Here is a 13,016-nt window from a genome sequence, read left to right as displayed (position 1 = left end):
GAAAACGGGCCCGCGCGGGCTAATGCAGTTCACTTAGTGAGCTGCGGGCAAGTTTGATGGTTCAGGATGGGGATTCGTTTCCCATCCTGTTTTTGTTTGTGATGTCACGCACCCTTGGACATTCGGCCGAATTATCGGCTCTTTCGCAGGCGATCGACCCGGACTGGATCGCTCAGGCTCTCGCCACGACAGGCAAGGCGAGCATCCGCAAGCGCAAGCTGCCAGCCGAGCAGGTCGTCTGGCTGGTGATTGCGTTGGCCCTTTATCGTCATCAGTCGATCCCGGAGGTGGTGGCCCATCTTGATCTGGTTTTGCCCGATGAGGTCAACGCGGATATTGCCAAGAGCGCGTTGACACAGGCACGGCAGCGCTTGGGTCAGGCACCGTTGGCGCACTTGTTTGCAATGAGTGCATCATGCTGGGATGAACGCCACCAATCCGGGCGTGCCTGGCGGGGTCTTTGTCGTTATGCCGTGGACGGCAGCACGCTGCGGACGTCCAACAGCCCGGAGAACCGGGCGCATTTTGGAGCGCAGGCCTACGCGTCTGGCGTTGTCGCAAGCTATCCGCAATTGCGGCTGCTGACGCTGACGGCGCTGGCGACGCATCTGGTGCGTGATGCGGTGTTCGGAGCCTATGGCACAAACGAGATGCTCTACGCCAAAAGCCTGCTCGACCGGGTTCCGGACCATTCGCTGACGGTCTTCGACAAGGGCTTCTTCAGTGCCAGCCTTCTCTTGCAATTGCAGACGAAGGGACATGAGCGTCACTGGCTGATTCCGGCCAAAGCCAACAGCACATGGGAACGACTGGATCCGCACCCCACCGATTATCGGGTGCGCATGAAGGTCTCGCCCCAGGCGCGGCAGGCAGAACCGGACTTGCCGGCCTTCTGGGAGGTCAGGGCCATCGAGACGACCACCAGCCATGGCAAAAAGCGCATATTGTTGACATCGCTGATGGACAGACAAACTTATCCGGCAAGCGAAATCGTCCATCAGTATGAAGAGCGATGGCGCATCGAGACAAGTTATCGCGAACTCAAGCAGGAGCTTCTCGGTAGCGAACTGACCCTGCGAAGCGGCACGCCGGAGACTGTCTATCAGGAGGTCTGGGGCGCGTTGCTGGCCTACAATCTGGTGCGGCTCGAAATGGCAGAGGTCGCGACCGAAGCCCAAGTCGAGCCAACCCGACTAAGCTTTATCACAGCCCTGCATTACCTGCGTCACGAATGGGGATGGATGGCGATCGAAGCACCCGGCAAAATCCCCGCCCACCTCACCAGATTGAGAAACAGATTGGCAGACTTGCTGCTGACAGAAAAACGGGGGCGATCATGCCCCCGTGTCGTCAAAAAACTGCCTGCCAGATACCCGATAAGAGCCGTAAGCAAACCTAAGTGAACTGCATTACCGCACGAGGCGGGCCCGTTTTTTTGTTTCCGAGATGAAAGCCGCTCGGTCCCCATCGAAGCCTTATGCTTCCATGGAATATCCGGCGCCGCGCACGGTGCGGATGACATCCTGCATGTTGGAGAAGTTCAGCGCCTTGCGCAGGCGACCGACATGGACGTCGACGGTGCGTTCGTCCACATAGATATCGTGACCCCAGACGCCGTCGAGGAGCTGTGAACGCGAGAAGACGCGTCCGGGGGACGCCATCAGGAACTCGAGGAGCCGGAACTCGGTTGGGCCGAGGCGGACTTCACGGCTCTTGCGATGAACGCGATGCGTCTCGCGGTCGAGCTCGATGTCGCCGCACTTCAGCAGCGTGGAGAGCACCTCCGGCTTGGCGCGACGAAGCATTGCCTTGACGCGCGCGACAAGCTCCGGCGTCGAAAACGGCTTGACGACGTAGTCGTCGGCGCCGGTGGAGAGACCGCGAACGCGTTCGCTTTCCTCGCCGCGAGCCGTCAGCATAATGATGGGAAGGCGCTCGGTTTCCGGTCGCATACGCAGACGCCGGCAGAGCTCGATGCCGGACACACCCGGCAGCATCCAATCCAGGATCAAAAGGTCTGGCGTGCGTTCCTGCAGCCGGATCTCGGCCTCGTCGCCGCGCAGGATGGTATCGACCTCAAAACCTTCAGCTTCAAGGTTATAGCGAAGAAGCACGCTCAGTGCTTCTTCGTCTTCAACGACAGCTACTTTAGGGATCATTCGTTTCGGTCTCCTGGGGGCGCGGTCGCAGAACGACTATTCCGTGACGGCGCCGACGGTGTTGGCGGTATCGTCCTTCGGACGTTCGCCTTCCGGCTGAGCACCGGTGGCCATGTAATAGATGGTCTCGGCAATGTTGGTGGCGTGGTCGCCGATGCGCTCGATGTTCTTGGCGCAGAACAGAAGATGCGTGCAGCTGGTGATGTTGCGCGGATCTTCCATCATGTAGGTGAGCATCTCGCGGAACAGCGAGGTGTACATCGCGTCGATTTCCTCGTCGCGCTCGCGGATCGACTTTGCCTTGTCGGCAGCACGGCTCGTATAGACGTCGAGGACTTCCTTGAGCTGGACGAGCGCCAGTTCGGAAAGGTGCTCGAGGCCGCGGGCGAGCTTGCGCGGCACGCCGGCACTCTGGACAGCAATGACGCGCTTGGCGGTGTTCTTGCCGAGATCGCCGACGCGCTCAAGATCGGCCGCGATGCGGATCGAACCCATGATCTCGCGGAGGTCGGCCGCCATCGGCTGGCGACGGGCGATCGTAACGATTGCCTTGTCACCGATCTCGCGTTCAGCGTGGTCGAGGATCACGTCGTCAGAAATGACCTTCTGGGCCAGGGCAGTATCGCCGTTTACAAGAGCGCGAACGGCATCCGAGACCATCTGCTCGGCCAGGCCGCCCATTTCCGAGATACGGCGGGACAGGAACTTCAAATCATCGTCGTAGGCAGAAAAGATATGTGTCGATGCCATAGGGATCATCCTTGAATATCGTGAGTGTTACCGACGCCGGCGATCAACCGAAGCGCCCCATGATGTAGTCCTGGGTGCGCGGATCGTCCGGGTTGGTGAACATCTTGTCGGTATCGTTCTCCTCGACGAGGTTGCCGAGGTGGAACATGGCGGTGCGCTGCGAAACACGGGCAGCCTGCTGCATCGAGTGCGTCACGATGACGATCGTGTAGTTCTCGCGAAGCTCGTGGATCAGCTCCTCGACCTTTGCCGTCGCAATCGGATCGAGCGCAGAGCACGGCTCGTCCATCAGGATCACTTCAGGGCTCACGGCAACGGCGCGGGCGATGCAGAGGCGCTGCTGCTGGCCACCGGAAAGGCCGGTGCCGGCTTCATGAACGCGATCCTTCACTTCGTTCCACAGGCCGGCGCGCTGCAGGCTGAGTTCGACGATCTGATCCATGTCGGCCTTCGACTTGGCGAGACCGTGGATGCGCGGGCCGTAGGCGACGTTTTCGTAGATCGTCTTCGGGAACGGGTTCGGCTTCTGGAACACCATGCCGACGCGGGCCCGCAGTTCCACGACGTCGATATCCGGATCGTAGATATCTTCGCCGTCGAGCGTGATCTTGCCGGTGACGCGGCAACCGTCGATCGTGTCGTTCATACGGTTCAGGCTGCGCAGGAAGGTGGACTTGCCGCAGCCCGAAGGGCCGATGAGCGCCGTCACGGTGTTTTCGCGAATGTTCAGTTTTACGTCGAAGAGCGCGCGCTTCTCGCCGTAGTAAACCGAGACGTCCTGGCCGATCATCTTATAGGGAACGGTATTCATCTTCTGATCCAGCGCCTTCTCAACTGCTGCTTCCGTCAACATGTTCATAATGTCTACTCCGTTTACCAGCGGCGCTCAAAGCGACGACGCAAGAGGATGGCTCCGAAGTTCATGACGATCAGGAACAGGAGCAGGACGATGATGGCACCCGACGTGCGTTCGACGAACGCCCGTTCGGCTTCGTTGGCCCACATATAGACCTGCACCGGCAGGGCCGTCGAAGGATCCATCGGCGTTGCCGGAGCGTTGGCTACGAACGCGACCATGCCGATCAGGAGGAGCGGTGCGGTCTCGCCGAGCGCGTGCGCCAGGCCAATGATGGTGCCGGTCAGGATGCCGGGCATCGCAAGCGGCAGTACGTGGTGAAAGACCATCTGCATCTTGGAAGCGCCGAGGCCAAGAGCAGCCGCCCGGATCGACGGCGGCACGGCGCGAAGTGCTGCGCGGGTCGCGATGATGATCGTCGGCAAGGTCATCAGCGTCAACACCAGACCGCCGACCAGCGACGCCGAGCGCGGCAGGCCAGCGAAGTTGATGAAGACGGCAAGACCGAGCAGACCATAGACGATCGAGGGAACGGCTGCGAGGTTATTGATGTTCACCTCGATCAGGTCCGTCAGCTTGTTTTTCGGGGCGAATTCTTCGAGGTAGATCGAAGCGGCAACGCCGATCGGCAGTGCGAGGGCAAGCACGATCAGCATCAGGTAGAGCGAGCCGATCAGCGCAACGCCAAGGCCCGCGGCTTCCGGACGGCTGGAGTTGCCGTTGACAAAGAGCCCGGTGTTGAACTGCTTGTGCAGGGTACCGGTGGCAGCCAGCTGGTTCATCCAGCCAACCTGCTTGTCGTTCACCTTGCGGTTCTTTTCGTCCACCTTGAGGTCGATCTGACCCTTGTTGGCGGAGTCGATGTTGGCGTCGGCAAGCAGCGTCACATTGACCGTCTTGCCGATGAGCGACGGATCGGCAACGACCATGTCGCGCAACTGGATCGGCGCACCCTTGGAGATCATCGCTGTCGCATCACGCACATCAGGACGGCTCGATGCGTTCAGGTTCAGCGTCTTGATCATCGCGTCGCGGATGAGAACCGGGTAGTTCGCGGCAATCAGCACGGACGGATCGGTCGCCCGCTTGTTGTTCGGGTCGATCGTTTTCTCGCTGAATTCGATCGGCAACGTGATCGCCGTCTGCTGAAAGGCCGTGTAGCCCTTGCTGATGACGGTTGTCAGAAGGATTGCCAGGAAGATCAAGCCAAAGGAGATCGCGGCTATGCCATAGGCACGGAACCGGCGTTCGGCGGCATAGCGGCCCTTCAGACCGATGTCGCGACGTTCAGGCGCCATCGAAACGACAACGCCTTGAACCGGAGAAACAATATCCGTCATTCGTACTGCTCCCGGTATTTGCGCACGATGTAGAGCGCGTAGATGTTGAGGCAAAGCGTGATGAAGAACAGCGTGATGCCGAGGGCGAAGGCGACCAGCGTCTGCGGCGAGGTAAACTCTAGGTCGCCGGTCAGCTGGTTGACGATCTTGACCGTCACTGTCGTCATCGGCTCGAAAGGATTGAGCTGGATGCGCGCTGCGACGCCCGCCGCCAGCACCACGATCATGGTTTCGCCGATGGCGCGCGAGGCTGTCATCAGAAGCGCGCCGACGATGCCGGGCAGCGCTGCGGGAAGCACGACCTTCTTGATCGTCTCCGAGCGAGTCGCACCGAGCCCGAGGGAACCGTCGCGCAGCGCACGCGGCACTGCGGTGATGATATCGTCCGACAGCGACGAAACGTACGGGATCAGCATGATGCCCATGACGATACCCGCCGTCAAAACGCTCTGCGCCTGAATGAAGTTCGTATAATTGCCAGACAGGAGGCCGCTCACCTGCGAAGACAGGTCGCGCAGGAAGGGGCCGACGGTGACGAGGGCGAAGAAGCCGTAAACGATCGTCGGAATACCGGCGAGGACCTCGAGCAGCGGCTTTGCAATAGACCGGACCCTGGGGGCAGCATATTCAGCCATGTAGATCGCCGCGAAGAGACCGACAGGCACTGCCACCAGCATTGCAACGAAACCGATGTAGAGCGTGCCGAGCAACAGCGGGATCAAGCCGAATTGCCCGAAGGACGAGCTGCCGGCACCGGCAAAGCGCGGATCCCAGACAGTACCAAAGAAGAAGTCTGCGGCAGGAACTGCCGCGAAGAAATGTGCGGCTTCCGTCAGCATCGACAGAACGATACCGATCGTCGTCAGGATGGCGATCGACGACGCCAGGAGCAGGCCCCAGAGCATGACGCGTTCGACGCGGTTTCGTGCACGGAACCGCGGAGCGACTTCGCGAAGCGCATAGAACGCGCCGGCAACGGCAAGGACGAGAACGAGCGCCGTCATGACGAGACGGCTGGAGCCGGATTCAGCATTCAGCTTCTGCGCTGCGTCGATCATGTAGGGCTGCGGCTGACCGGCAAGGGGAACACCCTTCGCAGCAAGCTTTGCCTGGAGGCCCGCCGGATCGCTGGCAGCACCGCTGATCGCCTCCGGGGTGAGCAGCGGCAGGCCGCGTGCGATCGCGCTGACCATCCCGTAGTTCAGGTTCTGCTGCGCAGCAGGCTGCGCCTTGACGTCATCCGGGAAGGCGCCACGGACGGAAGATTCAATGATTGAAGGGCTGATTGCCAGCCAAGCGCACAGCACGATCAGTGCCGGAAGTATCGTCCAGATAGCGGCATAGGCGCCATAATAGCCCGGTCGCGAATGCAGCGCGGAGGACTTGCCTCCCGCAAGTGCCGTAGCGCGGCTGCTGGCTGCCAGAAAGGCAACGGCGCCCAGCACCACGAGGCACAGGAGTATGACGGATGTACTCATTCGTAAGGTCCCCAGGCCCTTTGACCCCAAAAAGCGGAAACGGCAGGCGGACCGATCCGGCTCTCAAACTTGGAGAAGTTCAAACCCCGTACCAACTGGCGGGACAAGGCAATGCCGGCGCGATCTTGGCGATCGCGCCGGCAAGGTCATTACATGGTCTTGCCATCTTCGACCGACTTGCGGATCGCGTCGCGCTCTGCATCAGGAGCAGCAACGAGGCCGTACTCGACGAGCGGGCTATCCGGGCCGATCATCGGCTCCGAAACGAAGAAGTTGACATATTCCTTCAGGCCCGGGATAACGCCGAGGTGTGCCTTCTTGACATAGAAGAACAGCGGGCGGGAAACCGGGTACGTGCCGTCGGAGATGGTTTCGGTCGACGGAACGATACCGTTGACGGTTGCAACCTTCAGCTTGTCGGCGTTGTTTTCATAGAAGGAAAGGCCGAAGATCCCAACGCCGGTCTTGTTGGCAGCGATGCGTGCCAGGGTTTCCGGATAGTCGCCGTCGATGTCGACAGCAGCGCCGTCCTTGCGGACTGCGACGCAAGCCTTGGTCTGAGCAGCAGCCTCGGAAACCGCAGCCTTGATGACATCCAGAGCGCCGGAGGCCTTGCAGCCAGCTGCGAGAACGTTCTGTTCGAAGACTTCGCGGGTGCCGTGCTTTTCGCCCGGGATGTAGGCAGCGATGTCAACGGCCGGGAGCTTCGGATTAACTTCCGACCACTTCTTGTACGGGTTGTTGACGAGCTTGCCGTCAACAACGACCTGAGCAGCCAGAGCCTTGTAGATGTCGGCCGGAACGTAGGCAACGTCCGGGTTGGACGAGTCGGTTGCGAAGACAATGCCGTCATAGCCGATCTTCACTTCCTGGATGTCGGTTACGCCGGCCGCCTTGCAGGCATCCAGTTCCTTGGCGTTGATCGGACGCGAAGCGTTGGCAACGTCGATGGTGTCCGGGCCTACGCCCTTGCAGAATTCCTTGAGGCCCGCGCCCGTGCCGCCGGATTCGACGACCGGCGTCTTGAAGTCCTTGAAGGTTTCGCCGAAGGTTTCGGCAACGATCTTGGCGTAAGGCAGGACGGTGGACGAACCAGCAACCTGAACCTGGTCGCGAGCAACAGCCGCGCCGGCAAAAGCGGCGGAAGCGGCGAGTGCAGCGACCGTAAATTTAAAGGCGTTCATAACAATCTCCCGGGCATATAGCGGTCTGAGTGCGGCCTTGAGTGGCCCTTGGCGGTGCCGTCTTCATCAGCGGCCCGCTCTCTTTAGCCCCTGATGACCAGAGCTTTTATGTCATTTTGATGAAACATTTGTGACGTATTATACTATTGAATTTATTTGATAAAATTCGTGTGCACGGACGAACGCCTGCGGTTTTATGTCAAAAACGCACGGTGAAACTCGTTCCCTTGCCGACTTCAGACTTGACGATCAGGCGCGCCCGGTGCCGCGTCAGGATGTGCTTGACGATGGCAAGGCCCAACCCCGTGCCCTTCTTCGAGCGGCTATCCTCGATGCTCACGCGGTAGAATCGCTCCGTCAGACGCGGCACGTGCTCGGCCGGAATACCCGGCCCCTTGTCGACGACGGCGACCTCCACCGGCTCGCCCCGACCGTTCTTCAGGAACACATCGACCGCCTTTCCCTCCTGCCCGTATTTGCAGGCATTTTCTATCAGGTTTTCAAAGACCTGCACCAGCTCGTCGCGGTCGCCGAGCACCTCTGCTTTGCCTTGCGGAAGATGCAGGGCGATCTCAACGCCGACGTCATTTGCCAACGGTACCAGCGAGTCCCTCACGTGGCCGAGAAGGGGAACGAGGTCGACCTTATGATCCGGGGCGATATGTGACTTGAGCTCGAGGCGCGAAAGGGACAGCAGGTCGTCGACAAGACGGCTCATGCGGGTGGTCTGATCCAGCATGATGCCGAGAAAGCGCTCCTGCGCTTTCGCATCATTCTTTGCCGGTCCCTGGATGGTCTCGATGAAACCGCGCAGGGACGCGAGCGGCGTGCGCAATTCATGGCTGGCATTGGCGACAAAATCGGAGCGCATGCGGTCGATGCGACGGACTTCGGAAATATCCCGAAAAGAAACCACAAAGAACCGCTCATCGGCAGGCTGCTGCCCATCAAGGATCACCGGCGCGCTGCGGACGATGTAAACGCGCTCGGATGGCAGACGTTCGGAATGCTCGATCTGGTTCGGTGCATTGGTCGCAATCGTTTCACTAATCATGTCGAGGACGCCAGGCGAGCGCAGGCGAGCGGAAATATGTGCACCAGTGGTGACCTCGCCAAAAGCCTTTTCGGCGGCGCGATTCTGGTAAAGCACCGAGGCGTCGCCGGAGAGCACCATGACCGGCACATCGAGCGCCTCCAGCGTCGCGGTAACCTCGGCCAAGCGGTTGCCGGAAGTTTCGACAGTCTCGGGAATGGGTTCCAGCGGGACTTCCGGGATGATCGGAACCGCGTGCCACAAGGCCGTAATGATCATCAGTAGCAGAAGGCCGAGCACAACCCACTTGTTCGTGCCTGCGGCAAGCGCGATCAGTGCGATCAGCAGCGCCACAAGCAGGACGGGGCGCTCCTGCCGAATGCGCAAAATCAGGCTTCGTGTCCATGGCGTCTCGTTTTCCAACTGCCCCTCGCGATCTCGACTCGTACTTCTATCTTCAAACTCTGCCTGATAGCCGTGAATCATGACAGAAGTTTTCGGCTGCAACCGGCAGACGGAAAAGCCGTGACGGGAACGCACAGGAATTTCCGCAAACTGCAAGACATTTGATTTTCAACGAGAAATATGGTCGCCTGCATTCGAAGCTCACAGTGGGGGGAGAAGCCATGGCCGATGATGTCGAACGTAGAGCCGTCGAACTGGACATCCGCGGAAAGAAACGTGTCTTCGACGTCGACGATCCCGTGCTGCCGGAATGGGTTGACGAGGCTGCCTTGCAATCGGGCGACTACCCCTACAACAAAAAGCTCCAGGAAGAGGAATACCTTGAGGACCTGGAGAAGCTGCAGATCGAGCTGGTCAAGGTGCAGTTCTGGCTGCAGGCCACTGGCAGGCGGGTGTTGGCCCTTTTCGAGGGGCGAGATGCGGCGGGCAAGGGTGGCGCGATTTCCGCCTCATCGGCTCATATGAATCCTCGCCTCGCCCGCGTTGTCGCCTTGACGAAACCCACCGAACGCGAAGCCGGGCAATGGTATTTCCAGCGCTACGTTGCGCAATTCCCGACTGCCGGCGAGTTCGTGCTCTTTGACCGGTCCTGGTACAACCGTGCCGGCGTCGAGCCCGTCATGGGTTTCTGTACGCCGAAACAATATGAAGATTTCCTGAACCAGGCGCCTCAGCTCGAGAAGATCATCGCCCATGAGGGCATCTTCTTCTTCAAATTCTATCTCGATATCGGCCGCGAGATGCAACTGAAGCGCTTCCATGATCGGCGCCACGATCCTCTCAAGGTCTGGAAACTGTCGTCGATGGATATAGCGGCCCTGACGAAATGGGGCGACTACAGCGAGAAACGCGACCGCATGCTGAAGGAGACGCATACGGAATTCGCGCCATGGACGGTCATTCATGCCAACGACAAGCGTCGCGCTCGATTGAACCTGATCCGTCACATGCTGAAGACGATGGATTACGACGGCAAGGAGAAGGACGCCATCGGCAAGCTCGACGATAAAATCATCGGCGCAGGTCCCCATTTCCTGAAATAGCCTATTGCGCAGGCAGGATTCGCACGGCGTAGAGGTTGATGCCCCGCGCCTTGCCGTCGACGTCGCTGTTGATCATAAGGCTTCCCGCAGAGTTCGGCGCCAGCGATCGATCGAAGCGGACCTGGAGCAGCACATCCGACTTCTGCCGGGTGACGGAGAAGCGATGGCGGGCGCAGTCGCCGAGCGACTGGAAATCGCATTCCACGGTAATCTGCGTCGGTTCGTCGGACGTCGATTGCAGCGTGATCGCAATCGTCGAGGACTTGCCGGCCAGCTGCTGCAGCACATCGGCCGGAACGCTGATACTGACATTGCCGTCACTGCCATTGCTCTGCGAAATCAGGCGCACAGCCGGGCCGTCATTTTCCGCGACATTTTGGGTTTGAGATTGTGCGCCGGTTTTGATCTTGTCGGCGTCGGACGGCTTGAAAACCTCGATCCAATCGGCAGAGAACGAATTCTGCGGGTCGATCGCGACGGGCGCCGCATTATCGCCCGCAGCAGCGTTATCGCTGCCGCTGTCGGCGCCGTCGAAGTCTTCCGGTTGCGTGCTCGCCGGCGGATTGGCAACGCTTGTATCTCGTTCTGCAGCGGTCATCAGCAAGCCCGATGAATATACCCACCAGGCGCCCATGCCGATGAAGGCAAGAAGCACGCAGGCGACGAGCAGCCGGGAGAAGAACTTGCGCGGCTTGCGCCGAACCGCCGCGCGCTCCGGCCGGAAGTCCATCTGAGCCGGCTTTCGTTCCGCAGCCGGCGTCTCAGCAACCGGCGCAACGCCGAGATGGTCACCGCTACCGGCATGCACGCCGGCGAGGCTGGATTCGTCGTCGAAGCGCGGATCCGTGACGGAATGCTCGCGAGTCTCGCCGCCGATCGAGACGTTCGCTACCTCTTCCTCTGCCACGTGGGCAGCGGGCTTCGGCATTTCCACGACTGGTGGAACAGGAATTTCCGGCGGTCCCTGGCGCGGATGAAGGCGCTCGCGCTCCTCCGCTTCGATCATATGAATCGTCGTTTCGAGCCTGTGGCGGTGATAGGCAACCGCTTCCGCGTCAGTGATGTCCTGTTTGCGAAGACCGGCTTCGAGCGCCTGACGCGCGGACTGATAGATTTTTGCACGGACTTCGGGATTGTCGCGATCGGCATTGCTGAGCGCCGTTCTGATAGCCGTTTCTAATCCGCTCACATCCGGTCCTTTACTCTGAGACTGGGCCTTATCCCTAACAGTTCGTAAATGCGGTAACCACTGCCACAGCAAATCGCAAGCCTCACCGGGCCTCCGGATCGCATCGGCAGGGGATAACGCACGGTTGCCGCACACCTCTTATGTCCCTGCAAGAATAGCCGATATTTGTGGAATCGATAGAGCGAGCTTTTCCTCTGCCAAAGTCTCTGGTATCACATTGACGTTTTCGTAAACGTCAATTCTCACGGTGTCTCATGGCTCTGCCTCCGATCCTAACCCAGAATCTCAGATTGCCGATCGTCGCCTCCCCGCTTTTCATCATTTCGCATCCGGCGCTGACGCTGGCGCAGTGCAAGGCTGGGATCGTTGGCGCCTTTCCGGCGCTGAACGCACGGCCGGAGAGCCAGCTCGACGAATGGCTCGCCATGATCACCGAGGAGCTGGCCGCCTACAACGCTGCAAACCCTAAACGGCCGGCGGCTCCGTTTGCCGTCAACCAGATCGTCCATATGTCGAACAAGCGGCTGGAGCACGATCTCAGGCTCTGCGTCAAATACAAGGTGCCTGTTGTCATCTCGTCGCTCGGCGCCGTGCCGGAGGTGAATGCCGCGGTGCATTCCTACGGCGGCATCGTGCTCCACGACGTCATCAACAACCGGCATGCACACTCGGCCATTCGCAAGGGCGCGGACGGGCTGATCGCCGTCGCGGCCGGTGCCGGCGGTCACGCCGGCACGCTTTCGCCCTTTGCCCTCGTCCAGGAAATCCGCGAATGGTTCGACGGGCCGCTGCTGCTTGCCGGCGCGATCGCCAATGGCGGCGCGATCCTCGCGGCGCAGGCCATGGGAGCCGACATGGCCTATATCGGCACGCCTTTCGTCGCAACCGAAGAGGCACGCGCCTCTGAAGCCTACAAGCAGGCCATCGTCGATGGCATGGCGAACGACATCGTCTACTCCAACTACTTCACCGGCGTGCACGGCAACTACCTCAAACCGTCGGTCAGGGCAGTCGGCCTCGACCCCGACAACCTACCGGTCGCCGATCCCTCGAAAATGGATTTCGAACAGGCCGTCGGCGGCGCCAAGGCATGGAAGGACATTTGGGGCAGCGGACAAGGCATCGCCGCCATCAAGGCGATCGAACCGGTCAACACGCTTGTCGATCGGCTCGAAGCGGAATACGCGGCTGCCCGGGCGCGACTGTCGCTCTAGAGACCGGCAACGGATTTCCACAGCGTCGTTCTTTTTTGCCGAAGAGATGACAGGGCGCTTGAAATCTTCAAACAATGCCTGTATCAGCCCCATGCAAATCGCGGGCCGCATCGTTCGGCCGCAGGGATTGCCGCTTTAGCTCAGTCGGTAGAGCACATCATTCGTAATGATGGGGTCACGTGTTCGAGTCACGTAAGCGGCACCATTCTTTTCGTAGATTGTTTAGCAAAATCAATTAATTGCAGTGCTTGCTGATATTGACGAACCACCTATCGATCCCCCTTTCACATTTCTGTGAATAAACT

General features: G+C 59.9%; 11 protein-coding genes and 1 tRNA gene. 4 read left to right on the top strand and 8 right to left on the bottom strand.

What is annotated here, in order from left to right; genetic code table 11:
• Positions 1-56 precede the first annotated feature (56 nt).
• Positions 57-1,403, top strand: coding sequence for an IS4 family transposase (locus tag LPU83_RS41450; RefSeq protein ID WP_197901946.1), 1,347 nt, complete (start codon positions 57-59; stop codon positions 1,401-1,403).
• 72 nt (positions 1,404-1,475) lie between these two features.
• On the opposite strand, the gene phoB is transcribed toward LPU83_RS41450, so the two are convergent.
• The 7 genes from phoB to phoR all read right to left on the bottom strand — a co-directional run bounded on the left by phoB (position 1,476) and on the right by phoR (position 9,190).
• Positions 1,476-2,159, bottom strand: coding sequence for a phosphate regulon transcriptional regulator PhoB (gene phoB, locus LPU83_RS41445; protein WP_007529789.1), 684 nt, complete (start codon positions 2,157-2,159; stop codon positions 1,476-1,478).
• A gap of 36 nt (positions 2,160-2,195) precedes the next feature.
• Positions 2,196-2,909 (bottom strand): phosphate signaling complex protein PhoU, encoded by a 714-nt coding sequence (gene phoU / locus LPU83_RS41440; RefSeq protein WP_007796220.1) that lies wholly within the window; start codon positions 2,907-2,909, stop codon positions 2,196-2,198.
• A 43-nt stretch (positions 2,910-2,952) separates the two neighbouring features.
• Positions 2,953-3,768 (bottom strand): phosphate ABC transporter ATP-binding protein PstB, encoded by an 816-nt coding sequence (gene pstB / locus LPU83_RS41435; RefSeq protein WP_024318299.1) that lies wholly within the window; start codon positions 3,766-3,768, stop codon positions 2,953-2,955.
• 14 nt (positions 3,769-3,782) lie between these two features.
• A complete protein-coding gene (gene pstA, locus LPU83_RS41430; RefSeq protein ID WP_037069030.1) occupies positions 3,783-5,105 on the bottom strand; it encodes a phosphate ABC transporter permease PstA in 1,323 nt (440 codons plus the stop codon).
• Positions 5,102-6,583 carry a phosphate ABC transporter permease subunit PstC gene (gene pstC, locus LPU83_RS41425; RefSeq protein ID WP_024318301.1) on the bottom strand — a complete coding sequence of 494 codons (1,482 nt, stop codon included), beginning with the start codon at positions 6,581-6,583 and terminating at the stop codon, positions 5,102-5,104. The genes pstA and pstC overlap by 4 nt, the downstream gene beginning before the upstream one ends.
• Positions 6,584-6,732: 149 nt before the next feature.
• Complete coding sequence (locus LPU83_RS41420; RefSeq protein ID WP_024318302.1) at positions 6,733-7,767, bottom strand: substrate-binding domain-containing protein; 1,035 nt, start codon at positions 7,765-7,767, stop codon at positions 6,733-6,735.
• Between the two features lie 199 nt (positions 7,768-7,966).
• Positions 7,967-9,190, bottom strand: coding sequence for a phosphate regulon sensor histidine kinase PhoR (phoR, locus tag LPU83_RS41415; protein WP_024318303.1), 1,224 nt, complete (start codon positions 9,188-9,190; stop codon positions 7,967-7,969).
• A 236-nt stretch (positions 9,191-9,426) separates the two neighbouring features.
• Between phoR and ppk2 the strand changes: the two genes are divergently transcribed.
• The gene (ppk2, locus tag LPU83_RS41410; protein WP_024318304.1) at positions 9,427-10,308 is read left to right on the top strand and encodes a polyphosphate kinase 2; all 882 of its coding nucleotides are present in this window, start codon (positions 9,427-9,429) and stop codon (positions 10,306-10,308) included.
• Between the two features lies 1 nt (position 10,309).
• Here ppk2 and LPU83_RS41405 read toward each other — a convergent pair whose 3' ends face one another.
• Complete coding sequence (locus tag LPU83_RS41405; RefSeq protein WP_037069027.1) at positions 10,310-11,497, bottom strand: hypothetical protein; 1,188 nt, start codon at positions 11,495-11,497, stop codon at positions 10,310-10,312.
• A gap of 254 nt (positions 11,498-11,751) precedes the next feature.
• Between LPU83_RS41405 and LPU83_RS41400 the strand changes: the two genes are divergently transcribed.
• Positions 11,752-12,711: an NAD(P)H-dependent flavin oxidoreductase gene (locus tag LPU83_RS41400; RefSeq protein ID WP_024318306.1), complete on the top strand. Its 960-nt coding sequence runs from the start codon at positions 11,752-11,754 to the stop codon at positions 12,709-12,711.
• 129 nt (positions 12,712-12,840) lie between these two features.
• Positions 12,841-12,916, top strand: a tRNA-Thr gene (locus LPU83_RS41395).
• Positions 12,917-13,016 lie beyond the last annotated feature (100 nt).

Origin of the sequence: Rhizobium favelukesii (assembly GCF_000577275.2) — a bacterium.
In the GTDB taxonomy this organism is placed as follows: domain Bacteria; phylum Pseudomonadota; class Alphaproteobacteria; order Rhizobiales; family Rhizobiaceae; genus Rhizobium; species Rhizobium favelukesii.
Note: the sequence above shows the minus strand (reverse complement) of the source record. Positions and strands in the feature narration are given on the sequence as shown.